Below are 25,086 nucleotides of genomic sequence, written 5' to 3' on the forward strand. Positions count from 1 at the left end.
ATATTCCAACACAGTCCTCCGGGGCTGTGTTTTTTTTGTAGATAACCTGACATGGATTAACCCTCCGACCTACATTATCCGAATAAACTAGTAAAAGAAGCCTATTTCCAAATGAAAATGTTTGTTTAATGCTGTGTTTTTCTGAAAATACCTGACATGGTCACACTTATTTCACAGCTCGAAGTAAAACGTTAAAGGGATAAAGAGTTTTTTTGCAGAAATAAGTCGAAAAGACAGGGAGCATTCGAGCGAGAGTATTGCCTGAGCCTATTTACATTTGAAGGTGGGGAGTCCTATGGCACTGAGGAAGAGCAAGAAAGATAAGGCCACGAACATAGCGAAGCCTGAGCTTAGCGCTGTGGAGAAGTCGCCGACGCTTCAGCCGGAAGGCAAGGGGAGGGTAGGAATGAAGGGGAATCATTCATCCTCCGCATGGAAGCAGCTGACATCTTCTTTAAGCAATATGGGGATTCGCGCCAAGCTGTTTTTGTCGGTGATTATCTCTGTAGTTGCTATTTTCGTTATTGTATCCGTCGTGATTTACAGCAATGCCAAGCAGATTATAGTCAATGGCTTGAACAATTCGCTGACCTATGAGAAAGGAGAGATAAGCGTTAAGGTCAATGAGCTGCTGCGGCCCGCTTCGGACAGTGTAGAGCTTCTGAATGCCAACGCCTATATCCGTGACTATATCGCCAGTGTAAATGATCCGGAAACAGCGAAGACCACCAGCGGGTACAGTGAACTGATCCGCACCCTGAATCTGGTCAAGAACAACAATAAGAACCTGCTGAATGTGTATATAGGTCTGGATGCTGCAAACAAGGTGATTACGCAGGATGAGTTCGAGCCGCCGGCGGACTTCGTGCTGAAGGAGCGGGACTGGTATGCCAATACAGCCAAGAATAAGCGTGTTACGGTTACGGACCCCTATATTGATGCCGGCTCCGGCAAAATGGTCGTCAGCGTCAGCGCACCGATTCTCGACGATGCCGGGAAGCTGATCGGTGTGGCGGGTGCGGATATCTCCACGGAGCAGATTACCCAGGCGCTGAGCGCTTTTAATTACAATGGCAGCGGGTATGCCGTACTGATTGATAAGACAGGAACCTTCATCTACCATCCGGATACAGACAATATTCTGCTGAAGAAAATGTCCGATCTCGGTGAAGACTGGAAAGCTGTCGGGGATAAGATGGTACAGTGGGGCTCGAATGTGATAAAGACGGATATTGACGGTGAGGCCAGTTATGTGTCGTATTCGCCGGCTATAGAGAACCAGTGGTCCGTGGCGCTGATTGTGCCGGAGAAAAATGCGGAGCGGGAGTTGCAGAAATTCCAGCTGATTTTTATCCTGTCGATTATTGCTTCAATTGTAGTGATGTCCATACTGCTGTACTTTGTCTCCAACAGTATTTTGAAGCAGATACCTATCCTGACGGCTGCCTTCCGAAAAGCGATGTCCGGCGACCTGTCGGTAAGAGCGAAGGTTACCGCCAAAGGGGAAATCGGCGTACTGGCAGAGGGCTTCAACGATATGATCTCCTCACAGCAGTCGCTGATTCAGGAAATCATGCGCAGCTCGCAGAGCATCTCTGGCGCAGTGGAGAATACGGAGAAGAATGTGTTCGTGCTCGACGGCAGCATTACCGATATTTCGGGGATTACCGAAGAGCTGTCAGCAGGCATGCAGCAGACGGCGGCTTCGATGGAAGAAATGAACGCCAGCACGATCGAATTCGAGCATGCCATTAACGGTATCGCCCGCAAAGCCCAAGAGGGTGCGGAAGCGGCCAGGGAAATCAATGTGCGGGCGGATAAGCTGAAAGAGGGAGCCGCCGAGTCGCGCAGGCAGGCGGATCATATCTACGGACAGAGTGAAGAGAAGCTGCGCATGGCGATTGAACAATCGAAGTCGATCTCGCAGATAGGCGCGCTTACGGGAGCAATTCTGGAAATTGCCGCCCAGACTAATCTGCTGTCGCTGAATGCTTCCATCGAGGCCGCCAGGGCCGGGGATGCGGGCAGAGGCTTCGCCGTTGTGGCGGAGGAAATCCGCAAGCTGGCTGATAATTCGCGGGAGACGGTGACCGAAATCCAGGGAGTTACTGAAGCGGTAGTCCAGGCGGTATCCAATCTGGTCGAGGGCGCGGAGAGCATGCTGCGCTTCATGGACCGGCAGGTGCTGAAGGATTACGATGCGATGCAGGAGACCGGTGAGCGGTACAGCGAAGATGCCAAGTATATTGATGAGCTGGTTACGGACTTCAGTGCCACCTCCGAAGAGCTGCTGGCTTCCATTCAGAGCATGCTGACCGCGATCAGCGAGACGGGCAGTGCAACGAATGAAGGCGCAGAAGGAGCCGGGGTCATCGCCGTCCAGGCGGAGCAGATCATCGGCAAGTCCGGCAGCATCGTTGCTGAGATGGAGGAGATCAAGATCAGCTCGGCGGAGCTGCTGCAGACGGTCTCGCGGTTTAAGGTCTAATTAATAGTGTTGGCGGTCCTGCTGGTTTACGGCAGGGCCGTTTGCTTGTTGCGTATGGAAAGTAAGCATAAGCGCATAGGCGGGGCGTTTGGAGTGCGATATGAGGAAATGAGGGTAGAACGCCGTGACCGGATTACGGTATATGCCTAGGAGTGTCGTCCGGTAGGCTTAATTGCACTTTGTACAACTAAAACGTCTGATTTACAACCAATTATCCGTTTAGTTGTATTTCGTACAATTAAACTGCCATTCGCTCCTTGGGATCGCCCATTTGGGCAGATTTAGTTGTACAGAATACAGTTATAAGAGGCGAGCCTCCCTTTTCGCTGTTTTTAATTGCACATTATACAACTATATAAGATGAACTTAAGAATGGAGGAGTGGAGTAGCAGGATTCCACCGGCAGTGGATGCTGTATTGTGTGACGAGGACAAGGGTTGAAAAAATGTCTCTGGAAGAGTATGTTACAAGAAGCGAAACGATAAGAAAGAGACAGTGAGGCGAGGAAAAGATGAGAGAAGGCGAAAACCGGATCGTAGGAATGGAAGATATTGTACGCGCACATCATGTGCTGCGGGAGGTTATCGTCCGTACGCCGCTGCAGCTGGATGCGGTACTGTCAGCTAAATACGGCTGTAATGTGTATTTGAAACGCGAAGATTTGCAGATTGTACGCTCCTTCAAGATCCGGGGGGCCTACAATATGATCCGCAGTCTGTCCGACGAGGACAGAGCCAAGGGGATTGTCTGTGCAAGTGCGGGTAACCATGCCCAGGGTGTGGCGTATTCCTGTAAGGCACTGGGAATCAAAGGCAAGATCTTTATGCCGAGCACTACACCTAATCAGAAGATTAAGCAGGTCCGGCGTTTTGGCGGCGAATTCGTTGAAGTGATTCTGAAGGGGGATACCTTCGACGATGCTTACGATGAAGCGCTACAGGCTTGTATAGACTATAGCATGACGCTGATTCACCCGTTTGATGAGCCGCGCATTATCGCCGGCAATGGTACGATTGCGATGGAGATTATGGAGAGCCTGGACAAGCCGGCTGACTTTGTATTTGTTACGATTGGCGGAGGCGGCCTGGCGGCAGGTGTAGCCACCTATGTGAAGACCGTGAGCCCGGCGACCAAGGTGATCGGTGTGGAGCCTACGGGAGCAGCTTCCATGAGCGAGGCGATGGAGTGCGGTGAGGTGATCACCCTGAAGGAAATTAATAAGTTTGTTGACGGTGCGGCGGTGAAACGTGTCGGCGGCTTAACCTTCGACATCTGCTCGAAGCTCCTGGATGATGTAGTCAAAGTGCCGGAAGGCAAGGCTTGTACAACCATTCTGGAGCTGTATAACGAGAATGCGATTGTTGTGGAGCCTGCAGGCTCGCTTCCGATTGCTGCGCTGGACATGTACCGGGATCAGATCCGCGGCAAAAGCGTGGTCTGCATCGTCAGCGGCGGCAATAATGATATCGACCGGATGCAGGAGATCAAGGAGCGTTCACTGATCTATGAAGGCCTGAAGCATTATTTCATGGTTAATTTTCCGCAGCGCGCGGGTGCCCTGCGTGAATTCCTGACTGAGGTAGTCGGACCCGACGATGACATTACCCGGTTCGAATACACGAAGAAGAACGAGAAGGAGAACGGCCCGGCACTGGTGGGCATTGAGCTGATGTCTACAGATGCCTACGCCCCGCTGATTGAGCGGATGAAGCAGAAGGGCGTGGATTACGTAGAGATCAACAAGGATGTCAATTTATTCAGCATGCTGATTTAATATAATCGTTATCGGCGGCAATAGCCGTTTATATGGATATGAAGAAGACCCGCCCCGGTTCAGCCCGGGCGGGTCTTCTTCATGATGATAAGAGTACGATGCTGCGCGCATCCGGTGCTTCTGAGTTATACGCTTATCAGGACTGAGGCATCTCTGTCTTCAGATACTGCTCGGCGTCATCATCCAAGAGATAGCCGTTGCTCTTCATCAGCTTCATGAAGCCATCGAGCTTCTGCAGGAACGGGCTGGTGCTGCTGTTTTTGGCCAGGATGCTGCTGTAGGCTTTCTGTGCCTCCAGATCCATTTCCAGATTATCGTAATGGAAGAGCGGCGTATTGTTCTGGCCATAGAATGTATTCACTGCGTACATGTTATAAAGTGTCTTGACTGCTGATAGACGGTTGGATTTGGGATAGGTCTGAATAAACTGCTCCTGGGTTAGTGCACGGGAAGCGACATCCCCCCAGGCGATCACAAGCCCGTTATCCTTGGAAGGGGGCAGATCCGACTCGGTCGCCATTATTGAAATATAATCACGGATATCCTCTGTCACGTACAGTTTATATTTGCGGTAAGCGGCATAATCAATCACCGGGAAAAAGGTGCCTTCGGCCGTCTCCAGCTTATAGCCGCTCTCTCCCGCGCTTTTCAGCAGCGCACGCAGTGAAGCATTCTCCGTACTCTCGGCCAGCTTCACCATGCTGACTCCCGCCTTATAGACGGAGATGAGCTTCCGCTGTACCTCACTGCTGCTGAATTTCTTCTCCCAGGAAGGCAGGAGCGATTTGTGCAGGTTCTCCAGCTTCAGTGTCAGAACAGTCGCCTGATAAGGAGTGACAGCATATAGATTGGTATTCATATAAGTAATAGCACCCGGCAGGTTGCCTGAGGAGAACAGCGGCAGCGCAGCCCTGTAGACAGCCTCAGCATGGCTGAGGACGGCCGCACCGGTAACACCCGCCTTTGCGCTGGCAGCCGCCTCAGAGGTGCCTGTGCTGCGGCCCGCGCTGCTCTCAGCACGGGCAGGAGCGGAGCTTGCTGCCTCCAGCCCCATGAGCAGAGCAATAGCGGCGGTTAGAACGACGTGCTTCTTCATACAAGTCTCCTCCTGTGTGGAATAAAAGTTGAATATATTCTCTATGATTTGAAAAATATTAATTTCAGTCCAAGACCACCGGCAACGGCAAGAACCAGACTGACCCAAGGTGCAATCCGGATGACCGGGAACAGATTATCGAGGAACATTCCGGCAAATACGGCAGCAATCGCAATTCCGACATAGAGTCCCAGGCCTTTGATATCAAAAGCCTTGGGCTTCGGGCTATCGTCCTCAGACAACGAGGCCATCCATTTCATAATAAGCTCAATCAGAACAATCGAGCCGATACCTACTATGATAAGGGTGAAAATACTGATCTGGCCGAAGATTTCATCCGGACCGCCGCTCCATTGCATGATCAGTCCGGCAGCGCCCATCACTCCGAACAGAATGGTCAGGGCGGACAAAGAGATCATCAGGGAGTTCTTCAGCTTGCTGCGCGGAGAGCGCGGGGGGCTGCTGTTCATCACATCTTTGAAATAATCTCCGGGGTTCTCGCCGAAGATTTGCTTGGCATTCCTGCCTTTGGCCTGCCCCTTCAGTAGCAGTTCAGCCGCCTCCAGCAGCAGCTCCTCTGCACGGACAGAGTCTACCGAGCTGGCCCGCATGGCCAGAATCATATCTTCAAAAAAAGAGCGGTTAAATGGCGTCATCTGCTCACGCAGCAGGTTGTTTTGCTTAATCATAGCTTTGACTTTCATAGTATGGACGTATACCTCCAAGGTGGATTGATCAGGTTAGCCTTTAACCTAGAGTATACGTTTGTGCAGCAGTGGTGTGCAAGGACAACCCTTGCAGGCGGATAAGAAGTTTCCGCTTCTGCGTAACTTTTCTTTCGTTTATCCCTGAATAATCCGTTTGGAAGAGTGAACACTGAAGAGGTGGTTGCTTCACCAAATATAGCTAGAGGAAGGCAGGGAGCGTTATGAAACAGGAGAACAAACAGGAACCCGGCAAATTTGTGGGCGACGGCTTCGCGCCTGCACCTGCTAATGAAGTAGGGGATTGGGGCAATTCTGACGGCTTCAGTCTTTGGGATGCTGCGGGCGTGGCACCGGAGAACGGACTTGAAGACTGGGAAGGCCGGCAGGAAACCCATGATATGTTTCACGACAGCTATGACTGAGTGACGCTCAAGCTTGCCCCCGGCCTCTTTTGCTCCTGCGGGAGTGGAAGGGGCTCTTTTCAGGAAATCCGGAGGACTATGGTTATTGACAAAAAATTAATGAGAATCGTATAATAAAGATATAAATCACACTAAATTAATCGGAATAATTATAATTTGAAATAAATCAGCTTTCAGGGAGGGCGCAGCAATGGAACGGAATATTATCATCCGGCATAATGGAGAGGAACTGACAGCGAGCATACACTATCCATCCGCAGACAAGGCAGGCACCGGACGATGCAAGAACCGCGTGCCGCTTGCAGTGATCTGCCACGGCTTCGTAGGCAGCCGGATTGGTGTAGACCGGATCTTCGTTAAGGCAGCCCGTGAGCTGGCGCAGGATGGCTATATGGTTATCCGATTTGACTACGTAGGCTGCGGGGAGAGCAGCGGTAATTACGGGAGCGAAGATATGGAGTCGATGATCAGCCAGACCCGGGCTGTGCTGGATTACGGCATCAGCTCGGCCGATGTGGACCCGCAGCGTGTAACGCTGATCGGACATAGTCTGGGCGGTGCAGTAGCGCTGCTGACCGGTGTCCGTGACCGGCGGGTGAAGAACCTGGTGCTCTGGTCTGCGGTCGGCTATCCGTTCAATGATATCGTAAAGATTGTCGGAAGGGAAGCCTATGACCGGTCGGTGAAGAGCGGCTCAGCCGATTATTCCGGCTATTCGTTCACCCCGGTGTACTTCAACTCACTGGCAGCGTTCCAGCCCTTCCAGGAGGCCGGGAAATTCAGCGGTGATGTGCTGGTCATCCACGGAACCTCCGATGATGTTATACCCGTTGACTATGCCTTCCTCTACCAGAAGCTGTTCTGGACACGTCCTGAAGGCCGCTGCGATAAGGAGATTATTTTCCAGGGCGACCATACCTTCTCGTCAGGTCCAGCACAGGAGCAGGTGCTTAAGCGCACCAGGGAATGGATGAATCAGCAGGAGCATCTGCAGGAGGAATGGCAGAACTGGATGATATAGGAGAAGTCCCATGCGTGCAATACTTAAGAATAAGCGGTAAAATAAAAGGGCAGACCATATACTGGGTTATGGAGGTTGGCACCCTATGAAATTACCGGCATTTTTTATTGCGCACGGCTCTCCGCTGCTGGCTCTTGAGGATAACGAATACACACGTTTCCTGGAGCGGCTGGGTTCTGATCTGGGGAAGCCCCGCGGCATTGTAGTTTTCTCGGCGCACTGGGACAGTCCCCAGCAGCTGATTACAGTGGACGCACAGCATGAAACGCAGCATGATTTCTATGGTTTTCCGGAAGAGATGTATAAGCTGGCCTACCCGGCCCCGGGCGATCCCGCGTTAAGCAGCAGGATATCCGCACTCTTCAAGGATAGTAATCTTTGTCATCAGCCTATACTCGGCCGGGGCCTTGACCATGGGGTCTGGGTTATTCTGAAGAAAATGTTCCCGCAGGCCGACATTCCCGTCGTAGCCTTATCCGTCGATTCGATGCGTTCTCCCGAAGAGCAGTACAATATCGGACGGATGCTGGCCCCGCTGCGCGATGAAGGAATCCTCCTGATCGGAAGCGGAGGACTGGTCCACAATCTCAGGCTGCTCAAGCAGGATGATCAGCCCGAGCCTTGGGCGCTCGACTTCGATGCATGGATCGCTGAGCGGCTCGAAGCATGGGATCTGGCTTCACTTTTTGCTTTTGAGAAGCAGGCTCCGCATGTGCGGGAGGCCGTTCCCACCTACGGGAAGGAACATTTCGTACCGCTCTTCTATGTAATGGGTACAGCCGATGAGGGCAAACGGGCGCAGTTAATGATTCAGGCCTATCAATACGGTACCCTAAGCTTAAACTGCTGGATGGTCGACTAATACACAAATAAATGCAGGATACAGCCGCTTTAATGGCTGTATCCTTTTTTGTATGCAGATTTTCCGGTGTGCTCAAGACAAACTCTGCCAGCTATGATTAAATGAAAGAAAGCTTACTGATAAAACTTTAGGAGGAACAACAAGTTTATGACGATAAACCGGTCTTCAGCCCGCCCTACATATGTCTTTGTCCTTGCTGCCGCCCTGCTCTCCGCCTGCAACACAGAGAATGCAGTAACGGTTCCAGTGCCGACTACAGTAGCAGCTACTGCTGAACCCCAGCCGACAGAAGCTGCGCAGCCCACTCCGACAATAACGCCTGCTGCCGGAATAGTATCCGGATTAACGGGGCTTCCGGCTACGGACGGAACGCTGCCCCGGCCGCTCGCAGTCATGATCAATAATGCCCCGGCCGCCCGGCCGCAATCCGGAGTCAGCGAAGCGGATATCCTCTACGAAGTACTGGCGGAGGGCGGAATTACCCGCCTGATCGGAATCTTCCAGAGTCATACCGGGGTGGTGAAGATCGGCCCGATCCGCAGTATCCGCCCTTATCTGCTCGACATTGGCGAGAGTTACGGCGGTGTGACTGTGCATGCGGGAGGCAGTCCGGCGGCTTACGCCATTCTGCAGAAGGAGAAGAAGGAGGACATGGACGAGATCGGCCGTGCAGGTGCCTACTTCTGGCGGGACAAGGAGCGCAAAGCCCCGCATAATCTGTACAGCAATGCCGCCAAGCTGCGGGAAGGTGCAGGGAAGCTGGGATTTGCCGAAAGCGTGGAGGTTCCCGGTTTGCTTTTCACAGATCCGGATTATGCGCCTACTGAGGGAGAGCCCGCGCTGGAATTCAATGTAAGCTTCCTGCTGAAGAGCTATACGGTGGGGTATAAATATAATGCTGAGCAGCGCACCTATATCCGCTGGGTGAACGGCAAACCGCATCTGGATCTGAATAATAACAGTCCGGTGGCAGCGGCGAACGTAATCGTAATGGGCTCTGACCATAAGGTGCTCGATGAAGTCGGCAGGCTGCAGGTGGATGTGGAGCTGGGCGGGGAAGCGCTGCTGTTTCAGCGCGGAGTAGCGATTCCCGGCAAATGGTCGCGCAGGCCCGGGGACATCATTCGGTTCGTGAAAGAAGACGGCAAGGAAGCGCTGATGTACCCCGGCATAACGCATATTCTGATTGTACCGAACAGCCCATCCTTCGGCAGCCATGTCGATTATGCGCTGGCACCTAGTCCCACCTGATAAGCGCCGGATAATTAACCGTTCATATGATTATTTTCGCAATTACAGGGAATTGTTATTATAGTGTAAAAAAGTTCGGTTTTTTACTTCTATCCATTCTATTGATATGATAAGATAACAAGGGTTGTCATTCATTTTCATGCTGTTTACATTTGGGTGGCTTCACGTTTTCACGGCAATTTTATGTAAAGGGGTTTAAAGCTAATGAAGTTGAGAAAAAAGGATATATTCTTTGAGACGCTGGAAAACATGGCCGATACCATTGTTCAGGCGGCAGATTACTTCGCTCAGAATATTTCAACTCTCCAGGACAATGTTGAGAATTTCGCCGGGGTGATGAAGAAATACGAATCCCAGTGCGATACCTACACGCACACCGTCATCAAGGAACTGAACAAAACTTTTATTACGCCGCTGGAACGTGATGACATCATGGACCTGATCACAAGCATGGATGATGTTATTGATGGTCTGGAGGCTTCTGCCTCGCGTTTCTATATGTATAACCTGCTGGACGCGGATGAGTATATCGTCCAGTTCGCGGAAATTCTGCGCCAAAGTGCGTATGAAATCCAAAAAGCGGTTCATTTGCTCTCCCAGAAGAAGCTGCTGGCGATCCGTGAATACACGATCCGTCTGAATGATCTGGAGAACCAAGGCGATGAAGTGCTTCGTATCTGTACGAAGGCCCTGTTCGAAACTGTAAAAGACCCGATTGAGCTGATTAAGCGCAAAGAATTGTACGAGCGGTTGGAGACGACCACGGATAAATGTGAAGACGTAGCCAACATGCTGGAATCGATCATCATGCGCAATTCATAAGGGGCTCTGAAATATGGATACATCTATATATGTACTAGGTTTTGTTATATTTCTTGCGCTGGCGTTTGACTTTATCAATGGTTTCCATGATACGGCCAACGCAATCGCTACCTCAGTCTCTACACGCGCGCTGAAGCCGCGTACAGCCATTATGATGGCAGCAAGTATGAACTTTATCGGTGCGCTGATGTTTGAAGGCGTAGCGAAGAAGATCGGCGGCAGCATTGCTGACCCGGCACTCCTGGATAACGGGATAGATATTCTTATTGCGACGCTCATTGCGGCGATTATCTGGAATCTGGTAACCTGGTGGCTCGGGATTCCATCGTCGTCCTCCCACGCGCTTATCGGAGCTTTGGCCGGAGCGGTATATGTAGGTGCAGGTTCGGAGAATGTGAAATGGCATGGGTTCATTGAGATTGTGGAGGGGCTGATCTTCTCCCCGCTGATCGCTTTTGCCATCGGTTATGTTGTGATGATGATTCTAAAGTGGATCTTTGCAAAGCGCAGTCCGCATACCGTGAACAAGGGTTTCCGTTCCATGCAGATCATTACGGCGGCGCTCCAATCCTTCACACATGGTACGAATGACGCCCAGAAGGCGATGGGGATTATCACCTTTGCCCTCGTTACGTCAGGACGGCTCGACACTATGCATGTACCACTCTGGGTTAAGATCGCAGCGGCAACATCCATGGCGCTCGGAACGTCCATCGGCGGCTGGAAGATCATTAAGACCATGGGTACCAAGATTTTCAAAATTGAGCCGATTAACGGCTTCGCAGCAGATATTTCGGCCGCGTCCGTTATCTTCACAGCTACACTGCTTCATCTGCCGGTAAGTACGACACATGCCATTACCTCTGCAATCCTCGGGGTAGGCTCAGCTAAACGCTTCTCCGCCGTGAAATGGGGAGTAGCCGGACGTATCGTGGTGACCTGGTTTATTACCATTCCGATCAGCGCAGTGCTGGCGGGAGTAATCTTCAAACTCTTTTTCTAGATTTGAATTGAATAGATTGCCCGTACAAGATGTCGCGGAAGCCATGAATGGCTGCGGACATCTTTTTTTGTGTTTCCAGCTTTTCTTGAGTTTGCGGGGAGTATCTTGGTTTTTCAAGAGAGGAATGTCACAATAAGTTACAGCGAACTGATAAAAAACATTAATAGGCGTAAAAAGAAAATGAAATACGTCACATTTAGAAAAGAAAATGACATGGGTGATTAAAGGTTTTCGTAGTTTTTTGTAGTTTTCGGTAGTCTTTAAAGTAAGGTGTGTTTTAAGTGTTACCATAGCTGACAAACACATAATGATATACAAAGGAGGCCCTGTCGTTGATCGACTTTCATCAGGTAGACAAACATTACGGACATTTCCATGTACTGAAAGCCATTGACCTGCATGTTCAGGAAGGGGAAGTGGTTGTCGTAGTCGGTCCTTCCGGCTCCGGCAAGAGCACTATGCTGCGCTGCATTAACCGACTGGAGGCTATTACGAGCGGCGGACTGACCGTTGACGGTATAACTGTAAATGAACGCAAGACAGATATCAACAAGCTGCGCAAAGAGATCGGAATGGTCTTCCAGCATTTCAATCTGTACCCGCATAAAAAAGTGATCGATAATATCACACTCGCGCCGATTAAGGTGCTCGGGCTAAGCAAAGCGGAAGCCGAGAAGACGGCGATGTATTATCTGGAAAAGGTCGGGATTGCCGATAAAGCACAGTCCTATCCTTCACAGCTGTCCGGCGGACAGCAGCAGCGTGTGGCGATTGCCCGGGGGCTGGCGATGAAGCCGAAGATTATGTTGTTCGATGAGCCGACCTCGGCGCTTGACCCGGAAATGGTCGGGGAAGTACTCGATGTTATGCGGACTCTGGCCCGCGAGGGCATGACGATGGTTGTCGTTACCCATGAGATGGGCTTCGCCCGCGAGGTGGCCGACCGGGTAATCTTCATGGATCAGGGACAGATCGTGGAAGAAGCGGAGCCGGAGCAATTCTTCGCCAGTCCGCGTGAAGACCGGACACGAACGTTTCTCAGCCGTGTATTAAGTCATTAAACAAATATATAGGATTCAGGGGAGGAACAGAAATGAAAATGTCCAAAAGCTTCAAAATGTTAAGTGTACTGATGATTGCGGCTATGCTCGTGATTGCCGGCTGCGGCAACAACAATGCCAAGAACAATGCCGGAGGAAATGACGCTGCTGCAGGAACGGCTACTGACTCTGAGGCGATTGCCAAGATCAAGGAACGCGGCAAGCTGCTCGTAGGCGTGAAGTACGACACCCGCCTGTTCGGTCTGAAGGACCCTGCATCCGGCAACGTAGAGGGCTTCGACATTGATATCTCCAAAGCCATCGCCAAAAAAATTCTGGGTGACGAGAACGCGATCGAGCTGAAGGAAGTAACCTCCAAGACACGTATTCCGATGCTGAATAACGGCGAAATCGATATGGTTGTAGCTACAATGACCATCACTGAGGAACGCAAGAAGGAAGTTGATTTCTCCGACGTCTATTTCCAGGCAGGCCAATCCCTGCTGGTGAAGAAGGGCAGCCCGATTACCGGACTGGATGACGTAACGAAGGATACGAAGATCCTGGGCTCCAAGGGCGCAACCTCCATTAAGAATATCAAAGAAAAAGTGCCGGGTGTAACCGTGCTTGAATTCGATAACTATCAGGATGCATTCAGCGCCCTGAAGGCCGGCCAAGGCGATGCACTGACTACAGATGATGCGATTCTGTACGGTATGGCTTCGCAGGACCCGGGCTATGAAGTTGTAGGCGAGCCGTTCACCGATGAGCCTTACGGCATTGCAGTACAAAAGGGCAACACCGATGTAGTTAAAGCCGTGAATGATACACTGGCTGAACTGAAAGCAAACGGTGAGTATGATGCCATTTATACGAAATGGATTGGTAAAGCTCCAGCGAAATAAGCATGTTCTAAGCTTCAGCTTACTTAACAACCTGCCTTATATTACTCGCAGAAACGGATGCCATCCCATGAGGATGGCACTGCCGTTTCTACTTGTTTATAGGAAGGATTCCTATGTGGGGCAAGAATGAACTCATCTTTGGGCAAAGGCAGGTGAAATCTATGGAATTTTCAATATTAACGAATTATTTCGGGCTGTATATGGAAGGGTTCTACGGCACCGTGCTGTCCAGTGTATTGGCCCTGATCGGCAGTTTCCTGATCGGAGCGGTAATTGCGGTCTTCCGCATTACTACCGTGAGAGCGCTGCGCTGGTTCGGAACGGCGTATGTGGAGTTCATCCGCAATATCCCGCTGCTGCTTGTAGTGTACATCTTCTATTATGGACCTTCTGCTCTGGGCTTTACGCTGGACGGCTTCAAGGCAGGAACGATCGGACTTGCGGTATACACCTCGGCCTTCATCGCCGAAGCGATCCGCGCCGGAATCATGGCTGTTCCCAAGGGACAAATGGAAGCCTCGCGTTCATCCGGCCTAAGCTACATACAGACGATGCTGCATATCATTCTGCCGCAGGCGATCAAGCTGGTTATCCCGCCGCTCGGCAACCAGTTCATCAACCTGATCAAGAACTCCTCGGTGTTGACTCTGGTAGCCGGCCTTGATCTGATGTATTTCGCGGACAGTATCTCAACAGAGACTTACCGTACCTTCGACACCTACATCTTCGTGGCGTTGTTCTATCTGGTACTTACCCTTCCGCTCAGCTACGGCGTACGCGTGTGGGAACGCAGACTACAGCGCAAATATTAAGAAGCCACTCAAAGCATAAAGGAGGGATATCATGGATTTTATTGGTGCATACTCCGCCGATAATTTGAAGTTTTTGCTGGACGGACTGTATATTACGCTGATCGTTGCCTTTGTATCGATCATTCTGAGTTTTGTCATTGGCTGTATTATTGGAGTCATCCGCTATTCGGAAGTACCGGTATTGTCTCCGGTAATGTTCTACCTGGTCGAGGTGATCCGTAATCTGCCGCTGCTGCTGATCATATTCTTCATCCGCTTCGCTTTGCCGGAGGTAGGGATTAAGCTCGGACTGATTACGGCGGCAATTGCTGCACTAACGATATTCGAGGCGGCGATGATCGCTGAGATTGTCCGAGGCGGGTTGACGTCCATTGATAAAGGGCAGATTGAGGCTGCACGTTCCTCCGGTCTCAGCAATTTTCAGACTCTGTGGCATATCGTGCTCCCCCAGGGACTGCGGCGGATGGTTCCGCCACTGGTCAGCCAGTTCATTTCGCTGCTGAAGGATACCTCGCTCGCGGTAGTCATTTCATTGCCGGAGCTGATGCACAATGCGAATATCGTAATCGGGCACAGCTATGGCTACGCGATACCGACGCTGGCGCTCGTGGCGCTGATCTATTTCACCGTAAACTTCCTGCTGTCGATGCTCTCCAGAAGACTTGAGAACAAAACAGCATAAATCGAGCGGGACCGGGGCAAAGCCGTATAAAATAAAGTGCGGGTATGATACTATAGTTGTCAACATCTCTAGGCAGGAGCAGTGGCGATGGGACAATCTATTCTGAGAATGAGAGTTGCACAGATTCTGCTGGTAGCGGTCGTTACCGCTGTGGCCGGTGAATTCAAAATAAATCCGTTTGATGGCGACATCTTCCGGATCGCAATGGGCAGCAGCGCTTTTCTGCTGTTTTTGCTTTTAATGAGGCAGTTGCCGTATATCAGTACAGGCATTGCTACGGGTGTGGTCGTCCTGCTGTTCCGGACAGCAATGGATGCAGTAGAAGGAAGCGGACTGACGTTTGAGCAGAGCCTGAACAGTCATTTCTCCGCGATGGTCTATTATATTGTGTTCGCCTTGCTGATGCATGCCATCAAAAGCCGGCTGGATACCTTCCATCCGCTGGTGCTGGGCGCTGTTGCCGCGGTAATCGATCTCTTGTCGAATGAAATGGAGCTGCTGACGCGGCTGATTGTGCTGGATTCGGCCTCCTTCCGGCTGAACGAGTGGACTTATCTGATGGCGATTGCTGTCCTGCGTACGTATTTCACAACCGGGGTATACAGTAGTATCTCGGTCAGCCAGATGCGGATCAGAGCGCGTGAGCAGAATGAGCGGATTGAGCAGATGCTCGGATTCGGCTCCGGCCTGTACGGCGAAGTATTCTATCTGAAGAAATCCATCGGAACACTGGAGAATGTGACGCTAAACAGCTTCGAGCTGTACCGCAATCTGAAGGCAGGGGAAGGACCGGAGCCGTATAGCCGGCAGGTGCTGGATATCACCCAGCAGATCCATGAGGTGAAGAAGGATTCCCAGCGGATTCTGGCCGGGCTTGTGAAGCTGGTGGAGCGCGAGGTCACCGGTGATATGCAGTTATCGGGAATTCTGCGGTTCACGGTCAAGAGCAATGCCAAATACGCCGAAATGCTGGGCAAGCAGATCAATTTTCATATTCATATTACCTCCGATTACACAACCGACAGTTATATTCCTCTGCTGACTCTGCTTAACAACCTCACTGCCAATGCGGTGGAAGTCATCAAACGTAAAGGCAGCATCAACCTGGATGCTTATGAGAAAGACGGCATGACCATTTTTACAGTGACCGATAGCGGAGCAGGGATTCATAAGCGCGACCTGGAGCTGTTGTTCGAGCCGGGTTTTACTACGAAATTTGATGAAGAGGGAATCGCCGCTACGGGGATTGGACTCTCTCATGTACGGGATATAGTGAATATGTTCGAGGGAACGATTACCGTTCAGCCGGTGTCGCATGCCGGAGGGGCCATGTTCCAGATTATTGTGCCGAGTGCAAAGCTGCGGAAGGAGGAATAGAGAATGCCGCTTTCTTTCTGTATTGTAGATGACGACGCGTCGGCAAGAAGAATGCTGCAGCATATTATTGAGGATAGCGGACTTGGCGAAGTGGTGGGTACGGCGGAGTGCGGGCAGGAGGGGGTAGCCCTGATCCTGAGTGAGACGCCGGATATTGTACTTATGGATCTGCTGATGCCGGACCAGGATGGTATTGAGACTATCATTTCCCTCCAGGCACAGGGCTGCCGGTCCAAATTCGTGATGATCTCACAGATTGAGAATGGAGATATGGTCAGCCGCGCATACAAAAGCGGGATTGAATTCTTCATCCGTAAGCCGATCAACAAGATTGAAGTCGAATCTGTGCTGTACAAGGTGAATGAACGTTATGCGATGGGCCGTTATCTGGATGAGATCAAGCTGACGCTCGGCAAGCTGGAGGGGCTGCAGTTCGGAATGCCGCAGATGCCGTCCGGCAAACGTTCCGTCAAGGAGATTATCCAGCCGATTCTGATGAATATGGGAATGATCTCGGAGAACGGCAGCCGGGATATTATCACGATCATGGAGCTGGCGGTGGCGGGGGGGAACAGCGGGAGCCTTCCGCCGCTCAAGGAATTGTATGAAATGGCAGCCGCTACATATAAACCGGTGCCAGCCGATGCTGCCAAGGAAGTCAAAGCGATTGAACAGCGTCTGCGCCGGGCGCTGGCGGCCGGACTGGCGAACCTGGCTTCCATCGGTCTGACGGATTACGGCAATCCGAAGTTCGAGCATTATGCGCCGCTGTATTTCGACTTTGAAGAAGTGCGCCTGAAGATGAAAGAGATTGAACAGGGGCGCGACACCGGCAAGGTGAAGGTGAACATTAAGAAGTTCCTGCAGGTGCTTCATCTGGAGGTACTGGAGGGTATGGGCCGCTAGAGCGGGATTGATTCGGAAAATGAAGCAAAGAATAAACCTCCGGAACCGCTGCCAGCGGACTGGCGGTTATTTTTTTGAGATAACAGGAGTCCGGGCGGATACAGAGGTTTCATAATAGTAGGCCTCATGCGTTACAATAGTAGCAGGCCGACAGGCAACGGGCTGTTGCAAGGCGGATAGCAGGATAAGGTGGAGGACTCATATATGATACGAACGCTTGCGGTAACGCATAAGGGCGAGGTGCTGACTGACCTGCCGCTTCAGAGTATAGTGCTGGATAACTATGCCTGGATTTGGGTGGATTTTGCCATGCCTACTGAAGAAGAGACATTGCTGCTGGACACTTATTTTCATTTTCACCCGCTGGCCATTGAAGACTGTATGCATGTGCTGCAGCGTCCGAAGCTGGATTACTACGAGGATGTGCAGTTCTTCGTGCTGCATGCGCTTAATGAGCGTACGCTGGAGGCGGAAGAGGTTGACCTTTTTCTCAGCAAAAAATTTCTCGTCTCCTACCATCACCAGAATAAATCGGAAATGGAGGAAGCGTGGCAGATGGTCCAAGCTGAAATTCATAGCCGTAAGGGCTGGTCGGGCGGGCCGATGGCTGCTGCTTACACGGTAATGGACAAGCTGGTCGACAGGTATTTCCCGTCGCTGTACACCCTGGAGGATGAACTGGCAGATCTGGAGAGCAAGAGCGATAGTGAATCGGTGGAAGAGCTGATGAGTCAGGTGTTCAACGTGCGCGGAAGACTGCTCAAGCTGCGCCGGACGATCGTGCCGATGCGTGATCTGATGTACCGGATCGTCAACTCGCAGCATGTGCAGAGCAACGGGGAAGAACGGATCTACTTCGGTGATATTTATGACCATCTGCTGAAGCTGACCGACATGATTGAAGTTGACCGGGAAATGACCGCCGATCTGCGTGACAGCTACATCTCGCTCAACTCCAACCGGATGAATTCCATTATGAAGACACTGACAGTGATTACTACCGTATTTATGCCGCTGACGCTGATCGCCGGAATCTACGGGATGAACTTCAGGGTGATGCCGGAGCTGGACTGGGATTATGGTTATTTCGCGGTGCTGGTGCTGATGCTGGTGCTGGGAGTAGGGATGTTCAGGTGGTTCCGGCGGAGCGGCTGGTTTAAGTGAACCTGTGCTGAGATCTGGACAAGCACCGGCGATAGACAAGAATGATTGTGGCTGACGGCGCATGGGTATTCATGGAATACAGCAATCCGGCAGCAGAGAGAAAAGGCGTGTTAAACGCCGCCGCTTAAGGACGGCGGCGCTTAACAGAGGAAGGGGCCCCGGTTTTGCGGCTCTTGGAGGTATTTTTGCGGCGCTGCGTGGTTGGGCGTCTTTTTTTGCGCCGTTTGGGGGTATACAGTGCCGCATCTTCTTCCGCCGCAAGTGCTCCCGCTGAGCTTCCCTTGCCTTTGCCGAATCCGCCCATCACCAGCTTCACCATCGGAGCCATCTGTGAAAAGCCCTGCATGACCTTCTGTACCTTGCCCATGGAGTTGACAATCCCGTCAATTCCGCCCATCCGGTCGACAATTCCCTTGATCTGCTCCATATTCGCGAGACTCCCGAGGTTGCCGAGGCCGCCCAGCAGACCGCCGGCCTTCGCAGTAGCAGCTTCGGCAGCGGGTACAGCAAGTGCGGTATCGGCAGCTTCAGCACCGAAGGCAGGCAGTATTCCGGGTTCTCCGGGAAGCGGGACAGGCGCATAGGAAGAGAGGCCCGGATAGGGCGACGGATTGTACGGTTCAGCCAGAGAACGCCCTCCCCTGCGGGAATGATTATAGTAATGCTCAGGCATAATATCACATTCCTTCGTTAGTGGTTTGCTATACTGTATGTCATGGGCGAACATACGGTATAGACGAATGCCCGGGTAACCGGGATACTAGCGGAAAAGGGCGAATGCCTACAAGGACCCTCCGGAAGTGAAGAAACCGTGTCCATGCTTGATTTCGTGAGGTTTTGTAGTACTATAGTTAAGGCGGTAAAACCTAGGAATCAGAGGAAGAAGGCCGTAAGCCCCATTAGTGGTGTGCGCCCGGGGTGGACGTTTGTCCATCATTTTCGTTCTTTACAGCGTGAAACCGTTAATGCTTGAAAAATGTGCTCCAGTGCAATATAGTAGAGGCAAGATAGTCACATTAAGTTTATGCTTCAGAGTATCCAATTTGTACGAAGCCTAATCAGTGATGCTAATGCTGACCAAACTTTTAGGGGATGATTAACGATGCAGCTTAAGAAGCTAAACGATAAAAGTATCGATCAATTATTTGAGGCTATTCTAACATTGAAAAATATGGAAGAATGTTATGTGTTCTTTGATGATTTGTGCACGGTGAACGAAATTCAATCGCTCTCGCAGCGCCTTGAAGTCGCGCGGATGCTGGGCAAAGGGTCTACATACAATCAAATTGAAGCAGAAACAGGTGCCAGCACAGCAACAATCTCCCGTGTGAAGCGCTGCCTGAACTACGGTAATGACGGCTACAAGCTTACGCTGGAACGTCTGGGACGATAATTGATGCAGCCGGGTGTGCTGATGATCAGTCACGGCTCCCGCGATAAGACCTGGGTGTCGATCGTAGAGGAAGCCGTGAGTCATTTATCGTTGGGGGAAGAGATTCCCGTGGCGGTATCTTTCCTCGAGCTGGTAGAAGGACGATTGATTCAGGACGGTATAGACGAGCTGGAACATGCAGGGGTCACAGATATTATTGTGATCCCCTTGTTTGTGTCCTCCGGCAGTACGCATATCGATGAGATAGAGTATGCACTGGGCGCTAAGCCGGTTCCGGAACGGGAGACGGATCTGGAGCGGTTCCGGGTTACAGCGCAGATCCACTTCGGCTATCCCGTCGACGACGATCCGGACATTGCGCTGATGATCTGGGATAAGCTCCGGGAACTCTCGAAGAATCCGGAGCGGGAGACCCTGCTGCTCGTCGGACACGGCAGCAGGCATGAGGGCTTCCGGCAGCGCTGGGAGCAGGGGATCTCCTCACTCGCGGCGCGGGTACGGGAAATAAGCGGGCTGGCTGCGGCCGATTACGGGCTGCTGAACCCGGACAGCGTAAGAAGCAAAGTGGAGTATTGGCAGGAGCAGGGCCATGATGTACTGGTGGCTCCGCTCTTTTTAAGTGAGGGGTATTTCACCAAGGTTGTTATTCCGCAGCGGCTGGAAGGGCTCGAATATGCCTACTCCGGCCAGACCCTGCTGCCGCATCCGCTGCTGCCGCGCTGGATTGAACGGCAGGTCGAGGCGGCGCTGCAGCGTCTGCGGGGCCGGGGTTAGAAAATAACAAAAAATCAAGAAATCTGGGGGCGGGCAGCGGCCGGAAGTCCAAATATTCACCGTAGTGACGATTGAGCTTTAGTTAGTATCTTAAGTTCAGCTTATATAGGAAAAATAGAATGCGTCCAGTATTTATTTTGGCAGCCGCCGCATACATATATCTATACTTTCTGACGGGCTAAGGAGTCTTCAGCGCTGCGCGGGAGTATAAATATAATCCTCTAAAGCTCCCTGACATTGCTTGTGGGGTCCTGAATTGGGTATAATCAGTAAGGTTATCCATTATATAAACAGGTGGCGTTCCGGTAATGAAAACTGCGAGATTGATTTATAATCCCACTTCTGGTCGGGAAGAAATGAAAAGAAGACTCGCCGATATTTTAGACCGGCTGGATGTTGGCGGCATTGAAGCCTCCTGTCATGCAACAACCGGAGAGGGCGATGCCACAGCAGCCGCAGCTGAGGCTGTAGAGCGCGGTACGTATGATCTGATCATAGCTGCCGGAGGCGACGGTACGCTCAATGAAGTAATCAACGGGATGGCTGAGAAGCCTAACCTTCCCCCCCTCGGCTTATTACCGCTCGGGACTACCAACGATTTTGCCAGGGCCATGGGCATTCCGAAGAATTGGGAGGATTCCTGTGACCTGATTCTGCGCCAGGAGTCGCGCCTGATTGACCTCGGCAAAGCCAATGACCGTTATTTCATTAATATAGCCGGCGGCGGCCAGCTGACGGAGCTTACCTATGAGGTTCCCAGTAAGCTGAAGACCATGATGGGCCAGCTTGCCTATTACCTGAAGGGTATTGAGAAGATGGCCAGCCTTGCTCCGCAGGAGCTGTACATCCGCGCGAACGGCCAAGAGATGATCCATGACGAGTTCATGCTCTTCCTGATCGCCAATACGAACTCCGTCGGCGGCTTCGAGAAGCTGGCTCCGGGTGCCAGAATCGATGACGGTCTGCTCGACGTAATTGCCGTCAAGAAATGCAACCTGGCCGAATTCATCCGGCTGGTCCGGCTTACGATCCGCGGGGATCATCTGAATGACAAGAAGGTTATCCATTTCCGCACGGATGCGATGGAGGTTACCTCCCCAGGCCACGTCCAGCTTAATCTGGACGGCGAACTCGGCGGCACGCTGCCGGGCAATTTCAGTATTCTGCCTCATCATCTGCGGATCTTCGCGCAGAATAATTAGATTTAGCGGAATCCGGCAGCAGGGATATCCGGTTAAGCTCATTGATCGGAAGGAGCTGACTGTCGGGAGAGGCCGCCAGCCGGTAACGGACTGAGAGGCTCTTATTTCCGCCAGAAGACACTTTTACGCATGCTAACGGACTCCAGCGCCTTTATGTGTGGTCTATCACCTCAGAAATGCCTGCTGGGGAGGGAATAAGCGCGGTACGGTCCGTTAGCACGGCTGAAACGTACCTTTTTGAGTAAATAACGGCTTTAAGGTCCGTAAGGATCACGAGGATTGTCATTACGAACCTGAAGTCATGTCATGGATGTACGGCTCATATAGGCTCCTAATCTCCAAGCTTAGCGGCGCTGGGCTGGAGTTTTTTGTTTAAAGAGCTTAAACGGGATGATTCGGATAAATGAATGAGCTATTATTAAGGTTAACAAGATTAATAGTGAAGATAATGAAAGAAGTGAACCTATACACATGAGTAAACACCGCAGCGGGCGCAGCGCAAGCCGCCGGGAACAAGGGCCGGCTTCTGTCGCCGGACTGCCAGTGAATAAGAATGATGAGGTCCTGCTCGATATTATTGGGATGACCCATGAAGGTGAAGGGGTAGGCCGTGTAGAGGGCTTTACCCTTTTTGTGCAGGGCGCTCTCCCCGGTGAGAAGGTCCGCGCCAGAGTGCTGAAGACCAAGAAGCAGTATGGCTACGCCAAGCTGATGGAACTTGTGCAGGCCAGCCCCGACCGTATAGGGCCGCCTTGCTCAATCTATGATCAATGCGGCGGCTGCCAGCTGCAGCATATGGACTATACCGCCCAGCTGGCGTGGAAACGGCAGCTGGTGGTGGACAACCTGCAGCGGATCGGGAAGCTGCAGGTGGCGGGTGCGGCGAGTAGAGGTACTGGCGCCGCTGGAGCGGAAGCAGCTTCCCCGGCTGAAGGCATTATTGTCCTGCCTACGCTCGGCATGGACGAGCCTTGGCGTTACCGCAACAAGGCCCAGGTGCCGATCGGTGTAACCGATGGCGGCCTGGTCGGCGGCTTCTACGCACGCGGCAGCCACCGGATCATCGACATGGAGACCTGTCTGATTCAGCATGAAGATAATGACAAGGTCGTCGCCACCGTGAAGAGCCTAGGCCGCGAGCTTGGCATTACCGCCTATGACGAAGAGACCGGCCGCGGACTGCTGCGCCACGTTGTGGTGAAGAAGGCCTTCCGCACCGGCCAGATGATGCTGGTGCTGGTAACCAATGGCCGGGATATCCCGCATCTGGATGCCTGGCTCGGCAGTATCCGTGAGCAGCTTCCTGAAGTGGCGAGCATCTGCCAGAACATTAACACCCAGAAGACCAACGTTATCTTCGGTAACGATACCCGCGTCTTATGGGGTAGCGATGTGATCTACGATTATATCGGAGATGTGCAATTTGCCATCTCAGCACGTTCCTTCTATCAGGTGAATCCGGTACAGACCGAGGTATTGTACGGCAGAACCCTGGACTACGCTGCGTTAACCGGCAGCGAGACCGTAATCGACGCCTACTGCGGCATCGGAACCATCTCGCTGTTCCTGGCGCAGCATGCTGACCAAGTGTACGGTGTGGAAATTGTGCCCGAAGCTATTGAAGACGCCCGTGCCAATGCCAAGCTTAACCACATGACCAATGTGAAGTTTGAAGTCGGCGCTTCAGAGGATGTCATCCCGGCCTGGAAAGAGCAGGGCATCACCCCGGACGTTATCGTTGTCGATCCGCCGCGCAAGGGCTGCGACCCTAGGTTATTAGAGACAATCCTGCTGATGAAGCCGGAGCGTGTGGTGTATGTATCATGCAACCCGTCCACCCTGGCCCGGGATTTGCGGGTGCTGGAGGATGGAGGGTACAGAACCGTGGAGGTCACTCCGGTGGATATGTTTCCGCATACGACACATATCGAATCAGTCGCTTTACTGGAGCTTAAATAGTACAGTGGAGGGAGTCCTTATGTATCAAGGTTTTTGCGATGATACAGACGCGTGGAAGTTAGTGGGACAGTGAGCCTGATTGTACATTGATGTGAAATTGATGTGAAAAACCTAAATAATCGCCAGTAAATAAATATAATTCGACATAAAAGAAAGTAAGAAGGCGCTCGGGAATTACTCCTGAAGCGTCTTTATTTTTGCGCTTTTTCCTTTTTTGGAAAACAGGGAGTCCAGCTTATCAGCTGCAGCCTGGTCCGCAGACTGGAGAGCATGGCCGTAAATATTCATCGTTGTGCTGATATTCCCGTGACCCAGCCGCTCCGATATGATCTTGGCATGAACGCCCTGGTTAATGAGCAGCGTGGCCGAGGTATGACGCAGATCGTGGAAGCGGATATAGCGCAGGTTGTTCTTCTGGATGAATTGCCGGAACCATAGGTAAGGGCGCTCATGATGGAAAGGGGATCCGTCTGAATGGCAGAACATGAAATGCCATTCCCGGCCTTCCCGATCCCTCCCGTTCCAGGCATCGCCCAGCTTGTCCCGCTCCTTCACCCTGTAGGCGTAGTAATCCCGCAACTCCTCCAGCACTGAAGCCGGCAGCGTAACCTTTCGTTTGGAGTTTTTGGTTTTCGGTTCCTTGACGATGATCTCACCCTTGAGGGCTTGGACAAGCGTTTGGGAAACATCAATTACCCCCGTCTTCCAGTCTACATGCTTCCACTCCAGTCCCAGCAGCTCGCCGCGCCGCATGCCGGTAGTCAGAGCCAAGGTAATCATCATGCGCCAGTGGAAGGGCTCCTTCTCAATCGCCTGAAGTAGCAACTTCACCTCTTGCTCATCATATGGAACAATCTCCTTGCTGGTGACCTTTGGTTTCTGAACAGCAGCCACAGGATTGCTCTTAATGATCTTCCATTCAACGGCGCGGGAGAAGATGTTCTTAAGAACACGGTGGTTGATCTGGACCGTACCAGAGGCCAGCCCTCCGCTTTTCTTATCGCCCCGTCCGCCGTCCTGGCTGAGCGATTCAAGGAAGTCCACAATATGGAGCGGCTTCACATCCTCCAGCTTCATGTGGCCGAAGGTTGGCAAGATCCTAGTTTTCAGGTGGGACTCATACGCTGTGAGGGTCTTATGCTCCAACTGCTTCACGGCGTATTTCGTCCGCCACTCCTCTACAAAAGCCGCAATGGTCATTTTCTGCGGAGCGATGTACTCCCCGGCCTGGACCTCCTCCCGGAACTTTGAATACTCCATGTCCAGGTGATCCTGTAGCCGCTTCTTCGTCTTGAGCAGTGATTCATCGGTTATGGTTATGGTCTTGGTGCGGCGGCCGTATTTGCCGTTGGCCAGGACGCCGGTATAGACGGTAAAGCACCAAGAGTTGTCGCCGCGCTTTTGAATGTTCGCCATTGTTGATGTG

At 51.9% G+C, this 25,086-nt stretch carries 23 protein-coding genes; 19 read left to right on the plus strand and 4 right to left on the minus strand.

The genetic code is table 11. The features are described 5' to 3' along the window. Positions 1-295 precede the first annotated feature (295 nt). Both QW71_RS12780 and ilvA read left to right on the plus strand, forming a co-directional pair. A complete protein-coding gene (locus tag QW71_RS12780; RefSeq protein ID WP_039298273.1) occupies positions 296-2,488 on the plus strand; it encodes a methyl-accepting chemotaxis protein in 2,193 nt (730 codons plus the stop codon). Positions 2,489-2,999: 511 nt separating this feature from the next. Next, positions 3,000-4,262, plus strand: a complete 1,263-nt coding sequence (ilvA, locus tag QW71_RS12785) for a threonine ammonia-lyase IlvA (RefSeq protein ID WP_039298277.1) — start codon at positions 3,000-3,002, stop codon at positions 4,260-4,262. Positions 4,263-4,398: 136 nt separating this feature from the next. On the opposite strand, the gene QW71_RS12790 is transcribed toward ilvA, so the two are convergent. Together QW71_RS12790 and QW71_RS12795 are read right to left on the minus strand one after the other, a co-directional pair. Continuing rightward, a complete protein-coding gene (locus QW71_RS12790; RefSeq protein WP_052770001.1) occupies positions 4,399-5,358 on the minus strand; it encodes a hypothetical protein in 960 nt (319 codons plus the stop codon). Between the two features lie 41 nt (positions 5,359-5,399). Beyond that, the gene (locus QW71_RS12795; RefSeq protein WP_039298280.1) at positions 5,400-6,062 is read right to left on the minus strand and encodes a DUF1129 family protein; all 663 of its coding nucleotides are present in this window, start codon (positions 6,060-6,062) and stop codon (positions 5,400-5,402) included. A gap of 224 nt (positions 6,063-6,286) precedes the next feature. Here QW71_RS12795 and QW71_RS12800 point away from each other — a divergent pair, with 224 nt between their 5' ends. The 13 genes from QW71_RS12800 (at position 6,287) to corA (ending at position 18,332) form a co-directional block, all read left to right on the plus strand. Continuing rightward, positions 6,287-6,487: a hypothetical protein gene (locus QW71_RS12800; protein ID WP_039298283.1), complete on the plus strand. Its 201-nt coding sequence runs from the start codon at positions 6,287-6,289 to the stop codon at positions 6,485-6,487. 190 nt (positions 6,488-6,677) lie between these two features. Beyond that, positions 6,678-7,508, plus strand: a complete 831-nt coding sequence (locus QW71_RS12805) for a S9 family peptidase (protein ID WP_039298286.1) — start codon at positions 6,678-6,680, stop codon at positions 7,506-7,508. 85 nt (positions 7,509-7,593) lie between these two features. Beyond that, a complete protein-coding gene (locus QW71_RS12810; protein WP_039298287.1) occupies positions 7,594-8,370 on the plus strand; it encodes a class III extradiol ring-cleavage dioxygenase in 777 nt (258 codons plus the stop codon). Positions 8,371-8,517: 147 nt separating this feature from the next. After that, complete coding sequence (locus tag QW71_RS12815) at positions 8,518-9,621, plus strand: DUF3048 domain-containing protein (protein ID WP_039298290.1); 1,104 nt, start codon at positions 8,518-8,520, stop codon at positions 9,619-9,621. Positions 9,622-9,825: 204 nt separating this feature from the next. Beyond that, complete coding sequence (locus QW71_RS12820) at positions 9,826-10,443, plus strand: DUF47 domain-containing protein (RefSeq protein WP_039298293.1); 618 nt, start codon at positions 9,826-9,828, stop codon at positions 10,441-10,443. A gap of 13 nt (positions 10,444-10,456) precedes the next feature. Further along, positions 10,457-11,446 (plus strand): inorganic phosphate transporter, encoded by a 990-nt coding sequence (locus QW71_RS12825; RefSeq protein ID WP_039298295.1) that lies wholly within the window; start codon positions 10,457-10,459, stop codon positions 11,444-11,446. A gap of 332 nt (positions 11,447-11,778) precedes the next feature. After that, positions 11,779-12,507 (plus strand): amino acid ABC transporter ATP-binding protein, encoded by a 729-nt coding sequence (locus tag QW71_RS12830; protein ID WP_039298298.1) that lies wholly within the window; start codon positions 11,779-11,781, stop codon positions 12,505-12,507. A gap of 32 nt (positions 12,508-12,539) precedes the next feature. Beyond that, complete coding sequence (locus QW71_RS12835; protein ID WP_039298300.1) at positions 12,540-13,391, plus strand: glutamate ABC transporter substrate-binding protein; 852 nt, start codon at positions 12,540-12,542, stop codon at positions 13,389-13,391. 161 nt (positions 13,392-13,552) lie between these two features. Beyond that, positions 13,553-14,203, plus strand: coding sequence for an amino acid ABC transporter permease (locus tag QW71_RS12840; RefSeq protein ID WP_039298474.1), 651 nt, complete (start codon positions 13,553-13,555; stop codon positions 14,201-14,203). 31 nt (positions 14,204-14,234) lie between these two features. Further along, positions 14,235-14,885: an amino acid ABC transporter permease gene (locus QW71_RS12845; protein ID WP_039298303.1), complete on the plus strand. Its 651-nt coding sequence runs from the start codon at positions 14,235-14,237 to the stop codon at positions 14,883-14,885. A gap of 87 nt (positions 14,886-14,972) precedes the next feature. Beyond that, positions 14,973-16,262, plus strand: coding sequence for an ATP-binding protein (locus QW71_RS12850; protein WP_039298305.1), 1,290 nt, complete (start codon positions 14,973-14,975; stop codon positions 16,260-16,262). A 3-nt stretch (positions 16,263-16,265) separates the two neighbouring features. After that, complete coding sequence (locus QW71_RS12855; RefSeq protein ID WP_039298308.1) at positions 16,266-17,168, plus strand: response regulator; 903 nt, start codon at positions 16,266-16,268, stop codon at positions 17,166-17,168. Positions 17,169-17,372: 204 nt separating this feature from the next. Further along, complete coding sequence (corA, locus tag QW71_RS12860; protein ID WP_039298311.1) at positions 17,373-18,332, plus strand: magnesium/cobalt transporter CorA; 960 nt, start codon at positions 17,373-17,375, stop codon at positions 18,330-18,332. Positions 18,333-18,456: 124 nt separating this feature from the next. Here corA and QW71_RS12865 read toward each other — a convergent pair whose 3' ends face one another. Beyond that, positions 18,457-19,005 carry a hypothetical protein gene (locus tag QW71_RS12865; protein WP_039298313.1) on the minus strand — a complete coding sequence of 183 codons (549 nt, stop codon included), beginning with the start codon at positions 19,003-19,005 and terminating at the stop codon, positions 18,457-18,459. Positions 19,006-19,434: 429 nt separating this feature from the next. Between QW71_RS12865 and QW71_RS12870 the strand changes: the two genes are divergently transcribed. From QW71_RS12870 to rlmD, 4 genes are all read left to right on the plus strand, one after another. Further along, positions 19,435-19,725 carry a YerC/YecD family TrpR-related protein gene (locus tag QW71_RS12870; protein WP_019913624.1) on the plus strand — a complete coding sequence of 97 codons (291 nt, stop codon included), beginning with the start codon at positions 19,435-19,437 and terminating at the stop codon, positions 19,723-19,725. Positions 19,726-19,728: 3 nt separating this feature from the next. Further along, the gene (locus QW71_RS12875; RefSeq protein ID WP_200905919.1) at positions 19,729-20,499 is read left to right on the plus strand and encodes a sirohydrochlorin chelatase; all 771 of its coding nucleotides are present in this window, start codon (positions 19,729-19,731) and stop codon (positions 20,497-20,499) included. 308 nt (positions 20,500-20,807) lie between these two features. Beyond that, positions 20,808-21,701 carry a diacylglycerol kinase gene (locus tag QW71_RS12880; RefSeq protein WP_039298327.1) on the plus strand — a complete coding sequence of 298 codons (894 nt, stop codon included), beginning with the start codon at positions 20,808-20,810 and terminating at the stop codon, positions 21,699-21,701. Between the two features lie 471 nt (positions 21,702-22,172). Continuing rightward, positions 22,173-23,660: a 23S rRNA (uracil(1939)-C(5))-methyltransferase RlmD gene (gene rlmD / locus QW71_RS12885; protein WP_039298329.1), complete on the plus strand. Its 1,488-nt coding sequence runs from the start codon at positions 22,173-22,175 to the stop codon at positions 23,658-23,660. A 174-nt stretch (positions 23,661-23,834) separates the two neighbouring features. Here rlmD and xerC read toward each other — a convergent pair whose 3' ends face one another. Further along, a complete protein-coding gene (gene xerC / locus QW71_RS12890; RefSeq protein WP_039298332.1) occupies positions 23,835-25,076 on the minus strand; it encodes a tyrosine recombinase XerC in 1,242 nt (413 codons plus the stop codon). Positions 25,077-25,086 lie beyond the last annotated feature (10 nt).

The sequence above is a fragment of the Paenibacillus sp. IHB B 3415 genome (assembly GCF_000802655.2).
GTDB classification, from domain to species: Bacteria; Bacillota; Bacilli; order Paenibacillales; family Paenibacillaceae; genus Paenibacillus_AQ; species Paenibacillus_AQ phytohabitans.